The 21,430-nt window shown below is 65.6% G+C and carries 20 protein-coding genes, 1 tRNA gene and 1 pseudogene; 10 read left to right on the top strand and 12 right to left on the bottom strand.

Annotated elements, in window-relative coordinates; genetic code table 11:
- Positions 1 to 20 precede the first annotated feature (20 nt).
- The 7 genes from P3L51_RS14910 to P3L51_RS14880 all read right to left on the bottom strand — a co-directional run bounded on the left by P3L51_RS14910 (position 21) and on the right by P3L51_RS14880 (position 3,351).
- Positions 21 to 266 (bottom strand): hypothetical protein, encoded by a 246-nt coding sequence (locus P3L51_RS14910; protein WP_354605683.1) that lies wholly within the window; start codon positions 264 to 266, stop codon positions 21 to 23.
- Positions 263 to 616, bottom strand: coding sequence for a hypothetical protein (locus tag P3L51_RS14905; protein WP_354605682.1), 354 nt, complete (start codon positions 614 to 616; stop codon positions 263 to 265). Before P3L51_RS14905 ends, P3L51_RS14910 begins: the two co-directional genes overlap by 4 nt.
- Complete coding sequence (locus P3L51_RS14900) at positions 613 to 1,080, bottom strand: helix-turn-helix transcriptional regulator (protein WP_354605681.1); 468 nt, start codon at positions 1,078 to 1,080, stop codon at positions 613 to 615. Before P3L51_RS14900 ends, P3L51_RS14905 begins: the two co-directional genes overlap by 4 nt.
- Positions 1,073 to 1,762, bottom strand: a complete 690-nt coding sequence (locus P3L51_RS14895; RefSeq protein WP_354605680.1) for a hypothetical protein — start codon at positions 1,760 to 1,762, stop codon at positions 1,073 to 1,075. The genes P3L51_RS14900 and P3L51_RS14895 overlap by 8 nt, the downstream gene beginning before the upstream one ends.
- Positions 1,759 to 2,778, bottom strand: a complete 1,020-nt coding sequence (locus P3L51_RS14890; protein WP_354605679.1) for a hypothetical protein — start codon at positions 2,776 to 2,778, stop codon at positions 1,759 to 1,761. The genes P3L51_RS14895 and P3L51_RS14890 overlap by 4 nt, the downstream gene beginning before the upstream one ends.
- Positions 2,779 to 2,857: 79 nt before the next feature.
- Entirely contained in the window at positions 2,858 to 3,085 is a 228-nt protein-coding gene (locus P3L51_RS14885) for a hypothetical protein (protein ID WP_354605678.1), read from the bottom strand.
- A 20-nt stretch (positions 3,086 to 3,105) separates the two neighbouring features.
- On the bottom strand, positions 3,106 to 3,351 hold the full coding sequence (locus P3L51_RS14880) for a helix-turn-helix domain-containing protein (protein ID WP_354605677.1): 246 nt from the start codon (positions 3,349 to 3,351) through the stop codon (positions 3,106 to 3,108).
- Between the two features lie 137 nt (positions 3,352 to 3,488).
- On the opposite strand from P3L51_RS14880, the gene P3L51_RS14875 reads away from it, so the two are divergent.
- From P3L51_RS14875 to P3L51_RS14860, 4 genes and pseudogenes are all read left to right on the top strand, one after another.
- Entirely contained in the window at positions 3,489 to 3,878 is a 390-nt protein-coding gene (locus tag P3L51_RS14875) for a helix-turn-helix domain-containing protein (protein ID WP_354605676.1), read from the top strand.
- A gap of 13 nt (positions 3,879 to 3,891) precedes the next feature.
- Positions 3,892 to 5,247 (top strand): hypothetical protein, encoded by a 1,356-nt coding sequence (locus tag P3L51_RS14870; RefSeq protein ID WP_354605675.1) that lies wholly within the window; start codon positions 3,892 to 3,894, stop codon positions 5,245 to 5,247.
- 7 nt (positions 5,248 to 5,254) lie between these two features.
- Positions 5,255 to 5,318: transfer RNA gene (locus tag P3L51_RS14865), tRNA-Ser, on the top strand.
- Between the two features lie 400 nt (positions 5,319 to 5,718).
- Positions 5,719 to 5,793: pseudogene (locus P3L51_RS14860) on the top strand (GNAT family N-acetyltransferase); the annotation flags it as partial.
- 86 nt (positions 5,794 to 5,879) lie between these two features.
- On the opposite strand, the gene P3L51_RS14855 reads toward P3L51_RS14860, so the two are convergent.
- Positions 5,880 to 7,082: a DNA cytosine methyltransferase gene (locus tag P3L51_RS14855; protein WP_354605674.1), complete on the bottom strand. Its 1,203-nt coding sequence runs from the start codon at positions 7,080 to 7,082 to the stop codon at positions 5,880 to 5,882.
- A gap of 229 nt (positions 7,083 to 7,311) precedes the next feature.
- Here P3L51_RS14855 and P3L51_RS14850 point away from each other — a divergent pair, with 229 nt between their 5' ends.
- From P3L51_RS14850 to P3L51_RS14825, 6 genes are all read left to right on the top strand, one after another.
- On the top strand, positions 7,312 to 9,384 hold the full coding sequence (locus P3L51_RS14850; protein ID WP_354605673.1) for a hypothetical protein: 2,073 nt from the start codon (positions 7,312 to 7,314) through the stop codon (positions 9,382 to 9,384).
- A 3-nt stretch (positions 9,385 to 9,387) separates the two neighbouring features.
- Positions 9,388 to 10,365: a hypothetical protein gene (locus P3L51_RS14845; RefSeq protein ID WP_354605672.1), complete on the top strand. Its 978-nt coding sequence runs from the start codon at positions 9,388 to 9,390 to the stop codon at positions 10,363 to 10,365.
- Between the two features lie 23 nt (positions 10,366 to 10,388).
- Positions 10,389 to 15,836, top strand: coding sequence for a DEAD/DEAH box helicase (locus P3L51_RS14840; RefSeq protein ID WP_354605671.1), 5,448 nt, complete (start codon positions 10,389 to 10,391; stop codon positions 15,834 to 15,836).
- 200 nt (positions 15,837 to 16,036) lie between these two features.
- The gene (locus P3L51_RS14835) at positions 16,037 to 17,584 is read left to right on the top strand and encodes an AAA family ATPase (protein WP_354605670.1); all 1,548 of its coding nucleotides are present in this window, start codon (positions 16,037 to 16,039) and stop codon (positions 17,582 to 17,584) included.
- Positions 17,585 to 17,676: 92 nt separating this feature from the next.
- Complete coding sequence (locus tag P3L51_RS14830; protein WP_354605669.1) at positions 17,677 to 18,432, top strand: HNH endonuclease; 756 nt, start codon at positions 17,677 to 17,679, stop codon at positions 18,430 to 18,432.
- A 16-nt stretch (positions 18,433 to 18,448) separates the two neighbouring features.
- The gene (locus P3L51_RS14825) at positions 18,449 to 18,583 is read left to right on the top strand and encodes a hypothetical protein (protein WP_354605668.1); all 135 of its coding nucleotides are present in this window, start codon (positions 18,449 to 18,451) and stop codon (positions 18,581 to 18,583) included.
- Positions 18,584 to 19,012: 429 nt separating this feature from the next.
- Here P3L51_RS14825 and P3L51_RS14820 read toward each other — a convergent pair whose 3' ends face one another.
- From P3L51_RS14820 to P3L51_RS14805, 4 genes are all read right to left on the bottom strand, one after another.
- Positions 19,013 to 19,336, bottom strand: a complete 324-nt coding sequence (locus P3L51_RS14820) for a helix-turn-helix domain-containing protein (RefSeq protein WP_354605667.1) — start codon at positions 19,334 to 19,336, stop codon at positions 19,013 to 19,015.
- Complete coding sequence (locus tag P3L51_RS14815) at positions 19,336 to 19,704, bottom strand: type II toxin-antitoxin system RelE/ParE family toxin (protein ID WP_354605666.1); 369 nt, start codon at positions 19,702 to 19,704, stop codon at positions 19,336 to 19,338. The genes P3L51_RS14820 and P3L51_RS14815 overlap by 1 nt, the downstream gene beginning before the upstream one ends.
- Before the next feature lie 432 nt (positions 19,705 to 20,136).
- Positions 20,137 to 20,361 (bottom strand): MbtH family protein, encoded by a 225-nt coding sequence (locus tag P3L51_RS14810; RefSeq protein ID WP_354605665.1) that lies wholly within the window; start codon positions 20,359 to 20,361, stop codon positions 20,137 to 20,139.
- 96 nt (positions 20,362 to 20,457) lie between these two features.
- Positions 20,458 to 21,255 carry an SDR family NAD(P)-dependent oxidoreductase gene (locus tag P3L51_RS14805; protein ID WP_354605664.1) on the bottom strand — a complete coding sequence of 266 codons (798 nt, stop codon included), beginning with the start codon at positions 21,253 to 21,255 and terminating at the stop codon, positions 20,458 to 20,460.
- Positions 21,256 to 21,430: the final 175 nt, after the last annotated feature.

Below are 21,430 nucleotides of genomic sequence, written 5' to 3'. Positions count from 1 at the left end.
GTCTCCCGCCCGCCGGGGGCTCACGGGGCCTGGTGCTGCTGGCCCGGCGGCGGGGAGACGATGTCCCACTCGCCGCCGTCGTCGTCCTCGGCCGCCAGGCGGCGGCCGCGCACCGTACGGACCATGTCGGCGGTACGGCGTGCGATCCCGGCGGCCGCCGTACCGAGGAGGATCAGCTGCATGGCCACCCCCATCAGGACGGTGACGGCCAGCCAGATCCCGAGCGGGGAGAACAGGGCAGATAGGAGGTCGAGGGCGTCTCTCACTGGGTGTCCTTGCGGTGGTAGCGGTAGCGGTACAGAAGGGGGCCGGGGGCAGTACCGGGCCACACCCGCACCCGCGCGGGCCGGGCCCGGGGAGCGCGCGCCGGACGGACCAGCCGGGCGGCAGTCAGCCACCAGACCGCGACCCAGGTCCGGGAATCCCGCACCGGCGCGGTGGGACGGGCCCGCCACCACGCGACCGCACCGGCCAGAGCCAGGGCCACGACCAGGAGCAGCAGGCAGGCCGCGACGAGCACGCCCCCGGCGGCGAGCAGCAGCAGCGCGGGGACCAGCCCCGCCGTGACGAACACCGTGACGACGACGAGGAGCGCCAGGAACAGGGCGGCGATCACTGCACACCCCCGGCGGGGCTGATGACGCCGGCGGCCGTCGCGATCACGAGCGCCCGCGCGAACGTGGGCGCTCCGAGGCGCAGCCGCGCCGTGGTGCGGCGACTCTTCACCCCGGACGTCGTCAGCCCCAGACGGTCGGCCGTCTCGGTCTCCGACTCGCCCGCCGCAGCAGCGGCCAGAACCTCAACATCCCGCTCCGTCAGCGGCTCCACGAACACCGGCGCCACCGGTCGGCGACCGCCTCGGCGCGCCGCGCGATCCCGGTTCGCTGCGAGCTGCATGCGCGCGATCTCGGCCAGCAGCTTCCGGCGGTGACCGTCCAACCGACGCGCCTCGGCCACCAGGTGCGTCTCCGCCGGCGTCGTCGGCTTCCACTTCTGCCCCGGGTACGGGGCACGGGGCAGGACCAGGCCGTCGCGTCCGATCGCCCGCAGGGCGTCGCGCCCCAGCGCTGCCTCAGCCACGGCGCACACCCCCCGCCGGGACCTTGTCGGCCGAGTGACCGCAGCCCGCGATACGGGTGGTCTTCTCGGCGAGGCGGGCGGCGACCCACTTCGCGGCGGCCGCGACGGTACGCGGCTCGTCGGTGGCGTGCGCGAACTTGACGCCGGTGCCGTAACTCAGCCCGGAGTACTGGCCGGTGGGGTCCTGCACGGCGGTGGCGGCCCACAGGATGCCGCCGCGCTTGCCCCGCCCCTGGGTGATGACGCCGACGACGTCGTCCGCGGTGACCCGGTCGACCTTCGACGCGGTGACGACGAAGTCGTGCGGCTCGTCGCTGCTGAGGCGGCCGAAGTCGAGGGACGGCTCAGCCGGGTAGAGGAACAGCCCGGCCAACTTGCGCGGGGGCAGCCCGTAGCGCAGGTACCGCAGGGGCTCGGTGCTGTGGCGGACGTCCTCGCCACGGATCACGTACGCCAGCGAGCACGAGGCGCAGACGAGCCGTACGGTCGTCTCCTCGAACGAGCCGCGGTGGCCGCAGTCCTCGTTCGGGCAGGCGTGCTTCCGCGCCTCGTCGTCCCGGTAGTGCGAGCGCGACGCGTACGTGTTGGTGATCTTGATGTCAGCGACCCAGGCCGGGCGCTTGCAGTCCGGCCGGTGGGCGAGGAGATCCCAGCCCAGGTACGTGTCCAGAGCAGTCGTCACCGGGCACCCCCGGCCGCGTCCTCGTCGTCGGCCTGGGCGAGGGCGGCGTCGCCGTCGGCGAGGGCCTGGACCTCGGCCAGTACCTCGGCGGGGCTGATCCCGCGGAAGTCGGCGACCGCCCGCACCGCGTCGGCCTTGATCTGGGAGACGGCCTCGCCGGTGGGCACGGGCAGCTCGGCCGGGCCGCCGAAGACCGCGTCCATGTCGGCACGTACCGCGCCCGGGGTGACCCTGCGGGAGTCGGTGATCACCTGCACGGCCGTGGTCATCATCTGAGGGAGGGCGGCGGCGAACGCGGCGTCCGCCGTCAGGGTCGCCTCGGCGCAGCCGTCGGCGTGCCGCCCGAAGCGCTTCGGGCACCCGCACGGGCGGCAGGGGTCGATGAACGTCTCCCCCTGCTGGACAGGCGCGGCGGCGAACGCCCGGTCGGCGGCGGCGATGTCGGCGCCGGCCGCCGTGATGGCGGATCCGGCGCAGGCCGGGGAGCACCACCAGCGGATCGGGCCGCTGGTGCCGCAGACCCGCACAGCGATCCACCCGCGCCGGGCCGGGGCGTCGTCGTCCACGTAGAGGTCCAGCTCACCCTCGGAGCCACCGCACCGAGGGGTGGTGCAGGTCTCGGCCGGATGCAGCGTCGCGGCGAGCTTGCCGGCCAGGCGTGCCCGCTCGTCGTCCGAGAGCGAAAGGCAGGCCGGGGTGCCGTACGACGTGACGAGCGGGAGCAGGGTCTGCGCACGGGGGCCGCCGCCGGTCGGGCCAACCAGGTGACCGGACCAGGTGACCGGGAGCGCGACGCCGGCGGCGGGCGGGGCGATCACGGCGGCGCGCAGCTCGCCCACGGTCATCATGTGCGTGTCGGGGCGCCCCGCGGTGAGGTTGATGACGGCCTGGCGGACGGACTGCAACGTCGCGGCGTGGGTGCGGAGTTGGTCCAGCTCGGCCGACGGCACCCGCATACGGGGGGCTTCGGCCGCCGGCGGCACCGGCACCGTTCGAGGATCGGTAGTCTCAGGCATGGCTCGCCTCTTTCGTTGAGGTTTCAGGTGGGCCGGGGCCGCTCCGGGTCGCGCCGGGCGGCCCCTTTTACGTGGCGGGTCAGGCAGGACGGCGGGCGCGCTTGCGGCGCTGGGGGACATGCGGCTCACCCGCGACAATCGAACGGATGTTCGCCGCGCTCCACTTCCAGAAGCGACCGACCCGACGCGCAGGAATCTGATCCGCGCGAGCCGCGCGCTTGAGCCAGATCGGCGTCCGGCCGATGTACCGGCCCGCCTGCTCGGCGTCATACAGGACGTCATCGCGCAGCGGCGGCAGCTCGGCCATGTCGACGAGAGTCGGCGTACTCACGCCGCGCCCCTAGCCGCAGCGGGGCTACGGCGCGGGATCACACCGTTGGTGATGTCCTCGATGTCGCAGTCGAGAATCCGTGACGCCGTGCGCAAGAAGTTGGGGCCGGCGTTCTCGTGGCCGAGCTCGATCTGGCTGACTTGATGGGCGCTGTACTCCGCCTGACGTGCGAACTCAACGATCGTGAGTCCCTTGAGCAGGCGCCTCTTGCGGAGCGCGCCCCCGTCCGTTCGTAGGGGCATAACCGAGAGGAAACCAGAATCCCTAGGGATTAGCAAGGGATAACCTAGGGTGTACAACTAGCCAAACCGGCCCTGACCTGGCCACTTCCTATGGTTCTCCTAGACTTTTCCTAGTCTTCCTGTCACGATTCTGTGACATGAGCCAGACCTCCCCCACCTCCGTCGGGCAACAGCTCAGAGCCCGCCGCGTGCAGCTGGACCTCACCCAGGGCGCCCTCGCGAAGATCATCGGCATCGACTCGTCCACCGTGAGCGTCACGGAACGGGACCGCACCGAGATCCAGCGGAGCAGGCGCGGTGCCTGGGAGCGGGCTCTCCAACTCAAGGCGGGCACCATCAGCGCCGCCTACCGGGACGGCACGCCCCTTGAGCCGGCCGCTGTCACGGCGGCCGCGCCGCCGTACGCGGACATGAGCGACGCCAAAGAGGCGGCGGTCTGGCTCATGGACCTGTCAGAGGCAGACCGGATCGAGATCATCGACGCCGTGCGTGCCCGCGCCGCACAGCAGCGCAGGGGCCACGGCTGACCGGAGGAACCGGATGGCGTACGCCGAGAAACGCGGGAGCGGCAAGCGGCCGTGGCGCGCGCGATACAGGAAGCCTGACGGCACGCTGCCGAGCGAGCCTGGGTTCCGCACGAAGGCACAAGCCGAGGACTGGGGCGAGGACCAGGAAGCGGAGATCCGCGCCGGCACCTGGGTCGACCCCGACCTGATGCGTACGCACCTCGGCGTGTGGGCCCGGAAGTTCATGGCCGAGCGGCCGAAGCGCGGCCGGACCGTGGACAAGCGGTGGGAGCACCTGGACGAGCGGATCCTGCCGAAGTGGGAGCACACCCCACTGATCGGCCTCTCGTGGTTCGACGTCGACTCGTGGCAGATGACGCTGCCGTACGACGACGTCACCAGAGGGCACACCGTCTCGTTCTTGTCGACGCTGCTCACGGCGGCGGTCGACGCGCGATACCTGAAAGTGAATCCGCTCTACGGACGGCGCCGCACACCGTCAGTAGTCCACACTCCAACCGTTGTGGTGCCGCGCACAAGCGAAGAGGACCGCGCGCACACCCCGGAGCAAATCCTTTTGGTGGCCACCCGGCTTGGCCCAGCAAACGGTTTGCACATCCTTACAGCGGGATTCACCGGAATTAACTGGGGCGAGGGCCAGGGACTACATAAAGACAATGCGCTATTGACACGTAGGCAGCGCTGGGGAAATGGATGGTTCGAATGCCCGGTCCTGCGCGTGGTGCAGGAGGTATCGGAATACCAGGAACGCGACGAGAACGGCAAGAAACTCGGCACAGTCCTGAAACTCGAACCGGTCAAGACGACATGGCGAGTTCGTGATCTGGATCTCCCGCCGTTCCTCGCCCGGCTCTGGGCCTATCACCTTGCCGACTGGCCGCACGATTTCCCGCTCAGCACGGTAAACGGGAAGTGGTGGCGCCGCCCCAACTGGACCAAGGTCATGCGGCCCGCGGCTGACGGCCGACCGGAGCGGGAGCAGCGGCAGGGCACGTCAGCACGCGCCTCGTGGGAACCGCTGGCGTCGGGGATGACGATGCGCAGCCTGCGGCACACCGCGGATTCGTATCAGGACCAGATCGGCGTCCGGGCTTCGCTGGCCTTCGAGCAGGCCGGCCACAAGCGGCCGGGCATCAAGGGCGTGTACCAGCATCCGACGCCGGCGATGCGCCAGGAACGACTCGACGGGCTGGAAGAGATCTTCGAGGCCGCGATGCGCAATCTGGGCTTGGCAACCCTGTGGGGTCGCGTTGACCTGGTCAAACACCCAGAGAACCAAGATCGGCTCCCAGATAGCTCCCAGTTGATCTACATGGACGACCGGGCACGGGCGCGCAAGGGGTATCGCAACAGGTCAGAGGCAGTGTAGAAAGCGCGCCCTCATTGGATAGCGCCGCTCTCCTAAAGCGGGTGTCGCAGGTTCGAATCCTGCCGGGGGCACAGCAAAACGCCTGGTCAGAGGCCCTTCCGTCCTACGGGCGGGAGGGCCTTCGTACTCACGGCACTCATATGGCACACACGCTGCTGCGAGCAACGGTGGGGAGCTGTGCGACATGCCCGCGAAGGACGAACTGGCTCAGCGCCGATACGAGAAGCTGGTCGAGCGCCTTGAGTCGCTGATGCGGGGCACTCTGAGGCCTGAGTACCAGGGGTACTACGGCCAGTTGATCCTCAGCGGCGACGACCTGGCTGAGATGGGCGAGTTGAAGGACATCCGGGGTGCTACCAGGCCCGCGCCGTCGAGCACGCGCTCCAGCTCTGTGCAATCGCGGCGTTCACCGCGCCCCGCAGTGTGGAGCGAACGCGTTGGCGCATCGCCGGACCGACGATGCGACAGTAAGGATACGAGGTCATCGGGCAGAGCCAGCCGTCACCGGCCTCGCCCGTGCTCACCGTGACGATCTGGGCCATCCGTCGACCGGCACCCGCCACAACGCGCCGTCTAGGTGCGAGCGGCGTGGGCTCTCCTTCGATGAAGGTTCATCAAGGGGAACGGGTAGGTCAACCGCTCGTCGTCAACCGTCGAGGCGAAGGTCCAATCCCCTCGCCTGGATGAGCCTCCTTGACACCCACCTGCGGTTGGTACGCCTCAGGTATTGGAACGGGCGCGACGGCACGCGGGACCCTCAGCTGACGCACGGGCAACAAAGAGGGTGCTCCCCCCAGGAGGCGAGTCCTGGCTGAAGCCTCGCCCAGTTCAAGGTCTCCAACAATGGTCCGCCCCAACACCTCTGCAAGAAGCGGAGGGGTCGCGTTGCCTACCATCCGTCGACCGGCACGGAACGGGTGGTCGATGCGCCATTCGTCAGGAAAGGTCTGCAAGCGCATCTGCTCCCGCACGGACAGGGGCCGATTGTCCCAGTGAAACGGCCCTGTACTCGGTCCGGGAGACGCCGGCAAGGTCCAGGACGGGCGGTCCTTGGCCAGCTTCAGCAGAAACGACCAGTACCGGGTTCGCCAGCCAAAGAGTTCCTCCCCGTCACCGCGGGCCGTGAGATGGAGGTAGTTGCCTCCTTCGGGGATGGAAGGCAACAACGCCGCCCATTGCCCTGTGGCGGGAGGCTTCTCGTTCTCTTCGAGATCCCAGAGCACGTCCCAGGCCCGCATCGGGCTATCCGCGTGGGTGGCCTCCGGCAGGTGGACCTCCGCACCGTCCCGGTAGGCGATGCCGATGGCCCGGCGCCGTTGCTGTGGTACCCCAAAGTCGGCCGCGTCGACGACCTCAGCCACCAGCCCATAGGAAGTGCCATGCCGGTCATTGATGCCCGCGAGTCCCTCCTCGATGACCTCGGAGGCGTTGTCCTTGCCTCGCAGGAATCCCTCGACGTTCTCGATGAGCAATGCCTTGGGTAGGAAACTCTCCACCAGGTCGAGCATCCCGTGCACACATCTGGCCCGGTCGTCTTGCATGCCGCTGCGCGCCGTCGAAGCCCACTGCGCAGCCTTGGAGAAAGGTTGACATGGCGGCCCCCCCGCGATGAGTTCGAGTTCGCCGGGCTTCATGCCCAGCGCCCGGGGAAGGAGCTGCTGGGCAGCCGTGTTGACGTCTCCATCGCCGGGCAGGGCCCATCCCGGCCGGTTGGCCGCGAGTACGGACCTGGCGTCGGCGTCGAGTTCCACGCAGGCGACGGTGTCCAGCCCCGCGCGTTCCAGACCTACGTCAAGACCACCCGCTCCGGTGAAGAGAGAAAGCACCTTCCCCATGGGACGGGTTCCCGGTGACGATCGTGCGGCGGTCAACGGAGGCACTCCTCGGAGTTGATCTGCTCAGAGTCTTGACACAGGGAGCTCACCGGAGAAAACCTCGATTGTCAAGGCAGTCCTGCAGCTGCACGGACGCCAGCGGCGGAAAAATATCCAACGCACGTTCGAAAAGCGGCCAATGTCCCACCGATGGGCTAACTTCTTCCTACGCAAATTAGGGGGGTTGCCCATGGACTATGACGGTTGGAACAGAACGCTCACGGAACACTTCTTCGCCATCCGCGAAGCGGAAACCCCGGTGTACCTGTCAGTGGATGATGCCCTGTTGGCCGACCTGATGACTAGTCGGACCAAGGTCGCCGTGGCTCTCCCGGCTGCCGCTGACGACTTCCGGGCCGCCATCAGGAGCGTAGTCTTCGGCCGCGGCCCCTTCGACGGCATCGCCTCCCGCGCTCGCCAGTGGCGACGGCATGGGGCCGTCGGCACTCCGCCGTTCATCGCTGTGCTCGCGGCGACCGTGCTCGCCGCCTCCCGGATGAACCGCTCCGAGGGCACCGCGCTTGGCAGATTCTCCTACTACGGCCCGCTTCGCGAGCTACTCGGCCTGAACGAAGGCTCCGGCATTCCAGACGGCTACGACGTGATCGTCCCCACCCTGTGGGATCACCTGAAGTGGTGGCTGACCGAGCACGAGCGGGGCCGCCGAGGCCTGCCCTCCGCTATTCCCCATCCCACCCAGGTCAACATCGGCTGGTCCCTGTCCCAAGCCGTTCTGGTCGGATCCGACCGCGTGCAGGTCGGGCTGTTCCTGTCAGCGATCGGAGCGCAGCCGGGAGATTCCGTCCCCGAAGCGGAACTCCTCGCCCGGTTCCAGGAGTGGATACGGCTCAATCGGCCCAGCCCGCGAATCCACCGCGCTCTGGCATCGCCGGCGCTGCGACCGATCCTGGCGAGCATCCTGCAGCAGGAACTCACCCACTACGACGGACTCCCGAGAAACGCCGCTGGCTTGCCGTGTGTGCCCTTGTCTCTCACGACCGATGCCGGCGGTTTCCCGTACGGCATCGCAGCCCGCGTTCCCTCCCACCTCCGTCTCGAATCGCTCAGTCTGAACGGCGACGTCATCAGGGTTCCCTCAGGCGCGGAATGGTTACCTCTCGCGCCTCCGAACCAGAAGCTCACTCTGGGATCGGCGCTCGAACTCACCGCCGACGCCGCCACACTGATACTCCCGGCCCGCGACCTCTATGTCCTCCAGGCCAACGACCTGGTCGGGAAATGGACGTCCGTCAATACAGCAGAAATCGGGGTGCCGCATCGGGTATTGGTGAAGAGTGCCTTCGCAGCACAGGCCGAGGCGGTGATGCTCGCCTGTGGGTCAGACGCCGTACGCCAGCCCCGCAGAGTTCAGGTGCCGCCCGGCTGGACGTTGTTCAGCGGCTACACACCGACCCGATCCGCGAAGACCCCCGGCATAGTCGGCCCGCTGGCGCCGCTGCACCAGCAGTTGGCCCGACTGTCGGGCGGCCTCCGCATCGATGGCGGCAGACATACCTTCCTCCTCGGGTACGCACCCGACCTGGTTCTGCCGACGACTCCCGATGATCATCCGCGCGCTGTCACCATCAACGGGGTGCCCTTGCCGCCGGTTTCCCCTGCAGCGACGGACACGATCACGATCCGGCTGGCGGATTGGGTGCGCTCCGCCGGCGAGCACCAGATCGAGGTTGGGAATCGCAAGCTCACCTTCACCCTGGTCGAGCGCTACCGGGAGAGCGTTGCCCTGCCACTGCTAGCGCTCCCTCCGAGGAGCGACAAGCTGGCCACCATCCCCAGCAGGATCCAGAACACGGCAGGTCCGTCGGCGCGCGCCCCCTGGCTGCCTCCCGGCCATTTGTCCGGCTCATTCTTCGGAAACTATCAGCGCGCCCCGCTTCCTTCGATGAGCCTCCTGCGCCTCGGCGGCTCGATCTACGCCCTGGGCGGGAATCGCCTCGCTGCCCAGCTCGTTCCCGAAGCACCGGCCTGGATCGCCACCATGAACCACGTGCCTCACGCGATCGACATCGAACCTCTGCTTGTTTCTCTGCCTTTCCAAGCTCTATGGCTGCTTCAAGTGACCAGTTCCCGGAACGCCAGGGTCTGGAGAGCTCCGGTCGTCCAAACCGGCACGTATGGCACGCCTTCAGGGAGCTGGAAATTTCTCAGCGAAGCCGACTGGCGCAGGCTGACCTCGGGAAATATCACCACAACCGCAGTTGCCTGTGCACAAGACTGGACCGACTACACGTCAGGGAAGTGAATCGTGCACGACGAGCTGCTCCTGTGGTGCTCCGAACGCGGCGCCGGGAGCCTCGATGCCTTCCGCGACACTTACGCATGGCTGGAGAAGGGCAAGCAGGAAGGTTCCGCGCCGGACTGGCGCATCGCGCTATACAACCTGCAGGTTCTCGGTCACGCCGAAGTGGACTGGGAGGCCCGGATCTGGAGCGTGACGCCACCGCTCCTCACCACCATGCCCAATTCCGGAGGGCACGCGCTCCTGGTGGGGCAAAGGCCGCTCTGGCTCATGCAGCGGCTGGAACGGCTGCACGAGGACCCTGACTCCGACATCGCCACCCTCGCGCAGTCCGTGGTGCCGCTTCCGCCGCTTCGGCAAGCCGACGGCCCGTCAGTGCGGATGGTGACACTGGCGGATCCTGAGGACTGCCGCGCTCTCTGTGAGGCACTCGGCATTGCCTTCGAGGACCGTGCCGCGGATCAACTCGCTCTGCGTCTTCCCCGCTTCCAAGAAATGCTTACCGAGCGTGGCGTACAGCGTGGGCCTGGCGGCATCGAGCCGCAGAAGATGTCCGAGGGAGGAAGTGACATCTGGACTGATGTCGAAGGCCACGGCGAGCCACCTCTCCACGGCGCCTACCGATATCAGCGTTACAACACCCACCGTTATATCTACTGGATCGGCATGAGCGGCTTCATTGCCGACAAGCGCACGGTGGTGTACGCCGAACTCGCCCGCGCAGAACGCTGGGTGCTGCGGTACAACGCACAGCGGCGGGAACTCTACGCCCCCAGACGCATGCAGTTGCCGCACCTCCACGCCCGCGCTGCCGTGCTGCGCAGCGGGCTGCTGCCGCAACTCACCGCACTGAAATCACAGGTAGCGCTCGACGGACAGCCGAACCCTGAGCGCAAGAGCTACGTCAAGTACGTCAACATAGACGAGCCATTCGCCAGACAGGTGGCCAAATCCCTGTACCAGAAACTTCAACTCGTCCCCTGAATTTGGAACCCGCGAGGATCTTCATGTCTGGTATCTCACCGTCGGCCGTGCACGGCCGGCTCGCCGAGTACTTCCAGCGGTACTACGGCACCGCCTACTCCCTTCGTGACTCATCGGTGGGCGAGGAACTCAGAGCACTGCTCCGCACCCCCGGGGTTCTCTTTCAGGAGCCGTACCTGGAGCTGTTGCCCCAATACGTGCAGTCAGCCCAGACCCTGGAAGAGCTGACGGCGGAGATAGGTCTTCCAGAGTTCGCCGAACTTCTAGGAGCCGGGCTTCTCCGGGGAATCCCCAGGCTTTACACCCACCAGGCGGACGCGCTGAGGTCAAACAGACAGGGCGAGGACATCGTGGTGACGTCCGGAACCGGTTCCGGGAAGACCGAGGCCTTCCTCGTCCCGGTGCTCGCCAGGCTGACTGCTGAATCACGTCGGTGGGCCGCAGCAGGGCACCAGGATGCCGAGCAGCCTTGGTGGCGCACGTCACGGGACTGGCAAGACCAACGCCACGGCAGCGGACGGCCTGCAGCAATGCGAGCCATGTTGCTCTATCCAATGAACGCGCTGGTGGAGGACCAGCTGATCAGGCTACGTCGCAGCCTGGACGCACCGGACGCACGCGGCTGGTTCGACAGCCACCGTGACGGCAACCGCTTCCACTTCGGACGCTACACCGGCCGCACCCCGGTCGCAGGCCCGCTGGAGCTGGCCTTCAAGCCGAACTCCTCCAAAATGAAGGAACTGCGCAGGACTCTGGCCTCAATGGAGGACCGAAGCCGCCAGCTGGAGCAGCGCATCGCGGACGGCCTCGTGAAGGACGAAGAAGCCCGCTACTTCCTCCAGCGTCCATTCGGGGCCGAGATGCGTTCTCGCTGGGACATGCAGGTCGCTCCGCCGGACATCCTCATCACCAACTACAGCATGCTCAACATCATGCTCATGCGCCGAGATGAGGATCCCATCTTCGATCGGACCCGCGACTGGCTGCATAGTTCCAAAGACAACGTCTTCAGCCTGGTCGTGGACGAGCTCCACATGTACAGAGGGACTCAGGGCACTGAGGTTTCCTACCTCCTGCGCAAGCTCATCGACCGGCTCGGGTTGTCCACCGACTCCGACCAGCTGTCCGTGATCGCCACCTCCGCCTCCATGGATCCGGAGAACCCGGTGGACCGGAAGTTTCTGAGCGATTTCTTCGGACGGTCAGCCGACCGCTTCTCCGTGCTGGCCGGTGAACGTGTCCGGACCAAGGGCAGGACCGATCTCATGCCCTGGGCGGACACCGGTGGTCAAGGATCGGTGGCCCTGCCGCCACTTCCTGACCGGCACGCGGCACTGCAGGCCGCGTTCAGAGCGAGCGCCGAGGATGATTCCCCCCGAGCGAAGCCGCTGACCGACGTGTCCGCCAGGCTCTTCCCTGGCCTCGCACGCATTAAAGCGCTGGACGCCACCGACGCACTCATCTCGCGCCTCGACGGGGAGGCGGATGTCGGCTCACGATTCCGGCTCCACCTGTTCTTCCGGAACGTCACCGGCATGTGGGCGTGCGCGGATCGCAACTGCTCGGAGGTCCGACCACGCACCGCGGAGTCACCGGCGGACCGGCTGGTCGGAAAGCTCTACAGCCGCCCCAGGTATGCCTGTGAATGCGGTGCTCGCGTCCTGGAGTTGCTGTACTGCGACACGTGCGGAGAGGTCTTCCTCGGCGGATTCAATTCTCCGGTCATCGGCCACGACCCCACCAGGCGCTACCTGGTCTCCACCGCGACCGATCTCGAATCCCTTCCTGACAAAGCGCGCCTCGATCGCACCGCCGATGTGTACAGCATCTTTCTGCCCACCGTGGGAGAACGCTCCGATCTCGACGTATCGCCGCACAAACACAAGGGTGGCCGACCGGGGGCGAGGAATCGGCCGGAATACACGTTCACCTTTGTTCCGGCTGTGCTGGATCCCGTGAGCGGCAAGGTTGGTAGCTACCCGGACGACGAGAACAACGGATACCTGCTAGTGGCACAGAGCCAACCGCACGACCGCCTCGGGAAGGTTCGCGCCTTTCCCACGGTCTGTCCCTGCTGCGGGGAGGACAAGGAGATCTTCAAGAATGTCCGCCAGTTCGAGGACCCGTCACGTTCCAGGTCCCCCATCCGCACCATGGGTACAGGTTTTGAGAAGTCCAACCAGGTACTGACCGATGCCCTCAAGAGGCAGCTGCAGACGAAGATCGTCGTCTTCTCAGACAGCCGACAGGACGCCGCTCGCATCTCGGCGGGCCTGGAACGATCGCACTATCAGGACCTGGTCAGACAGCTTGTGATCGCCACCCTCGACCAACCGGAAGATCTTGTGGCCCTGGCTGCAGAGGGCATCAAGGGGAACCAAGCAGGTCAAGCCGCGCTGGCCAAGCTCGCTGCGTCCGGTTCACCCGATCTAGTTCCAGCGGTGGTCGCCCTGGCCCATAACAGCCTCACTCCTGAGTTCAAACGCGTACTGGCTGACTACCGGAGCAAGCATAGGGGCCCAACGCTTGTCGAACTCGGCAACGAAGTCAGCACGCAAGCCGTCGCGTATGGGGTGCATCCCGGTGGCCCCGCTTTATCGCTGAGCGAAAGCACAGAGTCACGGAGCTGGACCAAACTCTACGACTGGACCAGCGGCGTCCCGGTTCCACGGCACGACGCTTCCCTCACCAACGATCTCCGCGTCCTCAGCTCCGAAATCCACCGGACAGTACAGGCCCAAGTCCAGCAGGCGGTCTTCGCAGGGGGCGGCCGCGACCTAGAGTCGCTCGGCATCGGCTATGCCGTGCAGAACCTCACCTCCAAGAGCCGATTGCTTGATGACGAGGTGTTCCACCAAGTCTGCCTGTCTACTCTAAGGCTGCTAGGCGTGCGCCGACAGTTTCAGGAGCAGAGGCCTGAACCGCCGTCGAATCTGCACACGGCGGCGAGAAAGTACATAAACGTCGTCGCACAGCGTCATCATGTGTTCCCGGACGCACTGCTCCAGGAGGTGAAGAATGCCCTGGGCCTAAGCGACGCAGAGCCTCGGATCGAAGGGCAGAAGATCAGGATCGTCCTGGCCGGGGGGACACAATGGCGCTGTGAACGCTGCACCAGAGGGCACCTGCACAGCTCCGCGGGCGTCTGCGCCTTCTGCCGCAGCTCACTTCTCGTCGCCGAACCTCTCAACCCAAGTTCTGTCACCGTGAACGACTACTACACCTTCTTGGCCCGCAAGGCTGGGCTCCCCTTTAGGCTCCACTGCGAAGAGCTGACTGGCCAGACCGACAACGACGACGCACAGGCCCGGCAAGCCCTCTTCCAATCGGTCTTCCTAAGCGGGCAGGACATCGAGCTGGTCGATGAGGTTGACCTGCTCAGTGTCACCACCACGATGGAGGCTGGCGTCGACATCGGCGCGCTCCGCGCGGTGGTCATGGCGAACATGCCACCACAGCGCTTCAACTACCAGCAGCGTGTGGGCCGGGCCGGCCGCCGGCTAGACCACCTGTCCATCGCACTGACCCTCTGCCGTGGCACCAGGACCCATGACGATCACTACTTCCAACACCCCGATCGCATCACCGGCGACCCCTCGCCGAGCCCATACGTGGATCTCGATCGCCTGGAGATCCTGCGCCGCTGCTACGCCGCAAGTCTGCTGACCCTCGCCTTCCGATCGGTCGAGGGAACGCCCGGCTGGGATCCGGGACGCAATGTCCACGGGCCCTTCGGCACGGTCAGTGGATGGCCGCAGGTTCGGGATGGCATCCGTACCTGGCTGGCCGGAAACGACGCCGCGAAGAGACACGCGGTTCAGGTCCTCTCGCAAGGGGCGTCCCCCGACGCGCCTTCGCTGAATGAACTGGTGTCGTGGGCCACTTCCCGGCTCTATGCCGAGATCGAGGAAGTGGCGGCGAACGCGCCGGATGCGGGCCCGCTCAGTCAGTCGCTCGCGGAGCATGGGGTGCTCCCCATGTTCGGGTTCCCCACCCGGGTCCGCAACCTGCACCATCAGAAGCCTCACGGACCGGAACTCACTGATGCCATCGACCGGGACATCGACATCGCCATTTCCGAATGGGCCCCCGGCGGCGAAGTAGTCAAGGACAAGGCGTTGCACACGGCGGTCGGCCTCGTGACGTACGAGCCGGCCGGCGGGCAGTGGCTGCCCGGCAAGGCCCCGGACGGTGATCGCCTCACGGTAGGCATCTGCGCAAAGTGCCTATCCGTCAATCTCCGCGAATCCGAGCATGCGTGTCCGGTGTGTGGGGCCACCGCGGGAGAAGCCGGCGACTACCGGGTCCTTCCCTCGTGTCAGCCGCTCGGCTTTCGCACCAGCTACAAAGCTCAGGACTACGACGGCACCTTCGAGTTCACACCACGCGCGTTCTCCGCACGCCTCACCCTCGACACCACATCAGCGCTTGTCCCACGCTGGACTGAGGCCGCTGAATTCAGGAGTGGCGAGGGACGCATCGTGGTGGTCAACGCGGGAGCCGGCGAGGGATACCAGTTCGGCAAGGTCAAGGGACACGACGGTCTGCTGGACACGAGACTCCTGGCCGATGCCGACCGGGCGAAAGATCTGGGCCTGCCCACCAGGCCCTCAGTCAGCAACGAAGAAAAGCTGGCACTGGCCTCGTCGAAACTGACCGACGTTCTCCTGGTCGGCCTTCGCGACCAACCCGCCGATCTGGCTCTCGACCCGAGACGCATGGCCGCACGGGCCGCTTGGCTCTCACTCGGTACGGTTTTCAAGCTCGCTGCCGTCAGGCTACTGGACATCGACGGACGAGAACTCGCGGCGGGCCTGTACCCCGTCCGGGGAGAAGAGGAGGGGAGTGTCCAGGCACAAGTCTTCCTCTCGGACACATTGGAGAACGGTGCCGGATATTCGACCTGGCTAGGGAAGCGCCCTGCCGAATTCCTGCTCGCCGCACGTGAGGTCGCGGCCGATCTCACTGGCCACCGCTCCGGCACCTTGGTGGCCGCGCCATGCGATTCGTCCTGCTACGACTGCCTGCGCGACTACAGCAACAGCGCCTATCACCCGCTGCTCGATTGGCGCCTAGCCGTACAGATGGTCGAACTGCTCAATGGGAAGAACCTGGACTTCGCCGCTGAGGAGGTCTATGCGTTCCAGCGCGCCGAGCAGTTCGCCAGAAGCTTCTCGCACTGGAAGGCCGACTCCTCCCATGGCCTTCCAGTCCTGAAAGACACCCAACACGAGGACCTCGCTGTCCTCATCACCCATCCCCTCGAGTCCTGGACCGGTCCTGCCCGCTCGAAGCGTGTGGGCGGAGCGCTGGCCTCGCTGGAGGCAGAGGGCTTCGAGGTGTTCGAGTCCTTCGAGAACCCGGTTCCGGGCAGCGAACCGCCGCAGCGCGCGGTCGTCGCGGTCGATACGTTCGAGCTGCTTCGGCGACCCGGCTGGATCGAGTCGAGATTGCAGAGCCTCTTCGACTGACCGGCCGAGCAGCGGGCAGGGCCACTTTCCGCGCCCCGCCCGCTGCACTGGCACCCCTGCGCTCACGGCGCCTAGCAGTTCGCTCTAATCAGTTCCGGCGGAGATGCCCTGCACGTGCCATTCGAAGATGCTCCGGTCTACCTCCTGAGTCAGGGCGGGTCCATGGCCGGGCACAGAGAACACACGACTGGAGTACGCTGATGCATTTTCTTGTAGTGCCTCGCAGCGAGGGCTTCACCGTGCCGTCCAGCCTTCCGGCACTCGTTCTCCGGCGTGACCTCTGGGATGACTTCGGATTTAAAACCATGTTCGATGCCCATCTCTACCCATCACGGAGAGAGGCGTCCATCGACCTAGGATCCGTCAAGATCATCAAAAGAGGGCAACACGGTGGCGCCACGGAACTCCCCGAAAGTTTCGTCCAACTCGATGACAGCTACTGCTCACTCGGGCAGGCATTTTCCTACTACGAAGCACTGCACGGACTTCCCGGTGAATTGCGCGACAGTGTTCTGTTGGGACTCCGAGACATCGTCATCGACCCCTCGCTCAGGGAATCGTTCGCCAACGAGCCAGCAATGACCTCCTCACTTCTGCGCTACGGAAACGCCGAACTCGCGCTTAGAGACGCCACAGCCCTGCTTGGAGGAGCAACAGCCCCGCGGGACAGCGCGCTTTCATTCACATTCAGAACGAGTGTTGGAGGCGAAGCCTTCTCCATTCGCTTTGGTTTCGCGGACCGCCATCCCCTGCCCGGCCGCATCAACGTCGTCGTGGGTTACAACGGATGCGGAAAAACGCAGCTCCTTGCCAACCTGGCCAACACTGCGCATGCGGACCTCGCCGACCGAGCTGACGAGAGCTTCGTCCGGCGGTATGGAGAATTCTCCGAAGGGGCCGGTGCGCCACGATTCTCCTCAGTAATTGCCATCTCCTACAGCGCTTTCGACACGTTCGATCTGCCAGGGAAGAACCGGCAGGAAGAGGAGCGGCTGGAATTCAGCGGCGAGGTCTCCGGATACACCTACTGCGGGCTTCGGAGATACGATCGCAGTATTGGTTCGGACGCGCCGCGCACCGGGTCACTCAAAGGCTCCGAGGAGATCCAGGGTGACATCATGTCCGCCCTCGTCAGGGCCAGTACTCCCGAGCGTAAACAGAGACTGGTGGCAGCCCTCGATCCGCTGAGCCGAGAGCCCTCGTTCAAACGGGTCGAGCTGTCCGACACCTTCGCTTTCGACAGTGATTCGTGGCGGGATTCCTTTTCGGGTCTCAGCACCGGGCACAAACTCGTACTCAACATTGTCGTGCAGCTTGTGGCTCACCTGGAGCCCGGATCACTGGTTCTCATCGACGAACCCGAATCCCACCTGCACCCTCCACTATTGGCCGCCCTGCTCAAAAGCATCAACATATCCCTGGATCAGTTCGACTCCTACGCCGTGATGGCGACGCACTCCCCGGTCCTCCTTCAGGAAGTCCCCAGACGTTACGTCAGAGTCCTGCAGCGATTCGGAGACCTCACACTCGTTGCCACCCCGGAGATCGAAACTTTCGCTGAAAATGTAGGATTACTGACACGCCACGTATTCAACTTGGACAGCAGTGCGACCGACTATCACTCAACTCTCCGGTCCATGCAGGAGAGTTTCCCCCTGGATGAGATCCTGGAGCTGTTCGACGGCGAGATGAGTGCGCAGTCCATTTCTTACCTGACGAGCATCAGTCGCGATCGGCCCGGGAGATGATTCGACTCCCTCGCCCAGACAGGGACCGTCTGGCCGATCTTGATCTCGCTGTGAGCCGGAGACGTCCGTCCTCTCGACGGGTCCTCATGGGCGTGCGCACGGGAATCATCGACGCTTACGGCGACTACGAGGACGCACTGCGGGATATTCGCCGGTTTACGTCGCTCGCGAACGGTTCCGATGTGCTCACCAAGGCGCTTCTGGGAAATTACGCGCTTCTGGACAGGGGCCGCCCGCTGGAGGATCTCAGGAACTCGATCTTCCAGACAGCGCTGTCTCGCAACTATAGGTGCCCGCTGTGCGAAAGAGCCCAGGTCTGCGCCCTCGATCACTTCCTCCCAAAGAATCACTTCCCAGAATATTCAATCCTAGCCGACAACCTTATCCCCGTTTGCGAAAGATGCAATCGACTAAAGGGTGATGAGTGCGACAGGGTAGACGGCTTGCTCATGTTTCACGCATACTTCGACGAATTCCCGGACAAAGAAATGCTACTCGCGGAGATAAATGTCGACAATACCGTCTCGATCAGATACTCCTTGCACCGCTCCGACGAGCTTGACAAGCTCACCTTCGAGAGGGTTGAAAAGCAATTCGAGATACTTGGTCTTTTCGATTTCTACCAGATGGAGGCCGTAGCCGAGCTAACGGATCAAGTTGATCTATACGATGAAACATACGATTGCTTTGGTGATTCAGGGCTGCGATCGGCTCTTAGCGCCTTGGCTCGAGGAGCCGAAAGGAAGGGCGTAAATCACTGGAAGGCGGCACTTTATCGCGCCCTATCTAGAAATACAGAATTCTGCAGCGGCGGCTACCGGAAGCTGCTCGCAACGCCGATGAACTGACGGCGTCGATTTTGGCGTGCGTCCCGACAATGGAAACCCCTTCGCCTGGCTCCACGGCTTCAAACTCCTCCGCGCCCGCCAGGAAAGACGCGCAGACGTCCAGGAAGCCTTCCGTGAACTGGTCATGCCGCTCGGTGTGCAGGCGGGTTGAATGGTCAGGCCGGTCTCGGCGAGGCCGTCGTCTACGAGTTCGCTGCGGTCCTGGATCTGGCTTAAGCCGCGCCTGAGGAGCTGGACGGGGTCGTCCGGGGTACTGAAGACAATATTGGACAGCCGGCCGCGTCCAAGATCGATGCCCCAGTTTCCTACACACGTCGCGGGCTCGACCGGGCCCCGGCGATCTCGGTCAGTTCGACACCTACTCACTTGCGTGAGCGCTGTGTGAGCGGACGACGCGAAGAGAGCCGTCATACAGTGAATCTCTAAGGCTCTGATCAGGAAGAACAGCATCATGCGGCATGCCCAGGCACACCCCGGCAGGATTCGATCCCACCCCTAAAGCGTGTGTCGCAGGTTCGAATCCTGCCGGGGCACATGGGAAAAGGGCACCTACGGACTCTCGTAAGTGCCCTTCGGTGACTCAGGCGGCGTGCGGGGTGAAACTGACGTGCGAGTCGCCTTCGTCGATGGTCAGGTTGAGAGTGCCGTCCAGGGCCTTGGCCAAGCGCCGCAGCAGCGGAAGAGTCGGCACGGTGTCGCCGCCCTCCATCCGGGAGACCTGGGGCTGTGTCATCCCGGCCCGCTCCGCCAGCTCCATCTGGGACAGGCCGAGCTCGATGCGACGGTCGTAGACCGCCTGGCCGAGGTCGCCGGCCAAGCGGGCGTCGACGTACTCCTGGTCGTACTCCACCGCCTCCCCCGCGAGTTGCCGGGTCCGGCGCGTCCGCCACGTGCTGTGGTTCATCAGCTCTCCTTGCGCCGTTCGTACGTGTACTGGGCATGGCCGTGCTCGGCCTCGCAGACCTTCTGGACTTGGTGCGCACGCTCGACTTCCGCTGCTTCACGCATCCTCGTCTTGCGGAAGACCGTCAGCAGCACGATCCGTTGTCCCGGCGCCAGCCAGTACGGAATGCGTACGGCCTCACCGTCCAAGTCAAAGCGGAGCTCACGGAGCTTGCCTCCCAGATGCCGCGAGTACGGCTCGCCAAGGGTCGTCGGCTCGTCCAACAGTCGGTCCGTCTTGTCCTCGACCCGCCGGTAGAGACGGAACGGAAGGAGTTCCAGCCAGTCCCGCACCTCAGGCTCGATCTCGATCTGCCACCGCTCCATCATGCAACCAACGGTATATGCCTCAGAATGCATACCGCAAGGCGCCGCGGACCTCGGGGCTGCACCTACTCCGATCGCGTTGCCACCTCAGCACAGCCGGGAAGGTTGCTGTCTCCGACCCAGTCAGAACGGATTCGGCGCACACGAGGACGGGAAGCCTCGCGAAGACGTGAGAACCGCTGAGGGGAGTTTCCCCGGGCCAGGCAGCTATCAGCAGACATTTACGCAGGTCACAGCACCGTCCAGGGAATTCCCGAAGCGGGTGTCGCAGGTTCGAATCCTGCCGGGGCAAAGCCAAGGGCCAGTTCAGAGGGATGATCCTCTCGAACTGGCCCTCTGCCGTGATCACGGCCGTGCCGCTCCCGTGGCCGAACGCCCGGCTGGGTCTTGTCCGGTCGGTCGTGGTTCTGCGTCGTGTGATCGGTCTGGGAAGTCCTAGCTCTGTTCGGCTGCCTCTTCCATCCTCTTGCGCAGGCTCAACGGCCGCATGTCCGTCCACACCTCGTTGATGTGCGTCAGGCAGTCGGCCTTGGAACCGGTCTTGCCCTCCGCGCGCCATCCGGCCGGGATTTCCCGGTCTGCCAGCCAGAGGCTGTGCTGCTCCTCGTGGTTGACGAGCACCTGGTAGGTGCGGTTGTCCTCTTCTTCGTTCCAGCTCATGTCAGTTCGCCCTTGGCCGCTGGTCGGTTGGTGACCGTTGGACGAGGGAGACGACGTCCCGTCACGCGGCCCCGGCTTCGCCCCGTGGGAGCGGGATCAGGATCGGGGCCGGGCCTGGCGCGCGTGGCGGGCGGCCTTGAGGGGTTCGGGCATGAGGCGGTGCTTGAGGGCGGTGCGCCGGGTGGCCGCGTCGCCTGCGACCACCTCGGCTTTCCCACTCATCAGGGCCAGGAAGCCTTGGCGTGCGACGTCCTTGCGGCTGTTCTTCTTCATGCCGGCCCCGAAGGCGGTGTCGTTCATGCCGGCACGGGCGTGGAAGTCGCTGTCGGTGGCGCCGGGCATGAGGGTGGTGACGCTGACGGCGTGTTCCTTGAGTTCTTCGCGCAGGCCGAGCGCGAACATACGGGTGAAGGCGCGGGAGGGCCCGTAGACGGTCTCGTAGGGCGTGGGCAGGGTGGCGGACAGCGATGAGGTGATGAGGATGCGGCCCCGGCCGTTGGCCACCATGTGCCGGGCCACGTGTTTGGCCAGATGGACGACGGAGGTGACGTTGAGGTCGATCAGGGCGAGTTCGTCGTCGAGATCGGTGTCGAGGAACGGCCCGCCGATGCTGCGTCCGGCATTGAGGACCGCCGCCTCCAGGGGCCGGCCGGTCATCTCCACCGCGCGCCACACCGCCTCCACGCCGTCGGCCCGGGCGAGGTCGGCTCGTACGGGGATGACCTCACCGCCGTGGTGTGCGAGCTCGGCGGCCACCTGCTCGGTCTTCTCGCTGCGGCCGGTGGCCACCAGGTCGAAGCCGTTGATGGCGAACAGCAGGGCGAGTTCGTAGCCGATACCGGCAGAGGCTCCGGTCACCAGGGCCAGGGGGCGGGCGGCGGGGGTCCCGTTCACAGGGTGCTCCTTCGTGTGGGGGTCGGCGCGGAGCGCGAGGGCTGCGCCGGTGGTGCGGCCGGATCGGCGTTCCGGCTCGCCGGCAGCCGCCACGCTTCCTGCGAGGTCCGGTCGCCGGCCGGCAGGTAGGCAGGGAAACCGGTTGAGGTCGACGTCGCCGGCCACGTCTTCCATC

This window comes from Streptomyces panacea, assembly GCF_040560175.1.
Lineage (GTDB): Bacteria > Actinomycetota > Actinomycetes > Streptomycetales > Streptomycetaceae > Streptomyces > Streptomyces panacea.
This window is presented reverse-complemented; position numbering and strand designations above follow the sequence as displayed.

Bases quoted from the DNA above. Each gene is read 5' to 3' on its own strand.
- P3L51_RS14820 (WP_354605667.1), bottom strand. From the start codon at position 19,336: ATGAACCACAGCACGTGGCGGACGCGCCGGACCCGGCAACTCGCGGGG.
- P3L51_RS14835 (WP_354605670.1), top strand. From the start codon at position 16,037: ATGCATTTTCTTGTAGTGCCTCGCAGCGAGGGCTTCACCGTGCCGTCC.
- P3L51_RS14815 (WP_354605666.1), bottom strand. From the start codon at position 19,704: ATGATGGAGCGGTGGCAGATCGAGATCGAGCCTGAGGTGCGGGACTGG.
- P3L51_RS14880 (WP_354605677.1), bottom strand. From the start codon at position 3,351: ATGCCCCTACGAACGGACGGGGGCGCGCTCCGCAAGAGGCGCCTGCTC.
- P3L51_RS14840 (WP_354605671.1), top strand. From the start codon at position 10,389: ATGTCTGGTATCTCACCGTCGGCCGTGCACGGCCGGCTCGCCGAGTAC.
- P3L51_RS14875 (WP_354605676.1), top strand. From the start codon at position 3,489: ATGAGCCAGACCTCCCCCACCTCCGTCGGGCAACAGCTCAGAGCCCGC.
- P3L51_RS14810 (WP_354605665.1), bottom strand. From the start codon at position 20,361: ATGAGCTGGAACGAAGAAGAGGACAACCGCACCTACCAGGTGCTCGTC.
- P3L51_RS14870 (WP_354605675.1), top strand. From the start codon at position 3,892: ATGGCGTACGCCGAGAAACGCGGGAGCGGCAAGCGGCCGTGGCGCGCG.
- P3L51_RS14890 (WP_354605679.1), bottom strand. From the start codon at position 2,778: ATGCCTGAGACTACCGATCCTCGAACGGTGCCGGTGCCGCCGGCGGCC.
- P3L51_RS14855 (WP_354605674.1), bottom strand. From the start codon at position 7,082: ATGGGGAAGGTGCTTTCTCTCTTCACCGGAGCGGGTGGTCTTGACGTA.
- P3L51_RS14885 (WP_354605678.1), bottom strand. From the start codon at position 3,085: ATGGCCGAGCTGCCGCCGCTGCGCGATGACGTCCTGTATGACGCCGAG.
- P3L51_RS14850 (WP_354605673.1), top strand. From the start codon at position 7,312: ATGGACTATGACGGTTGGAACAGAACGCTCACGGAACACTTCTTCGCC.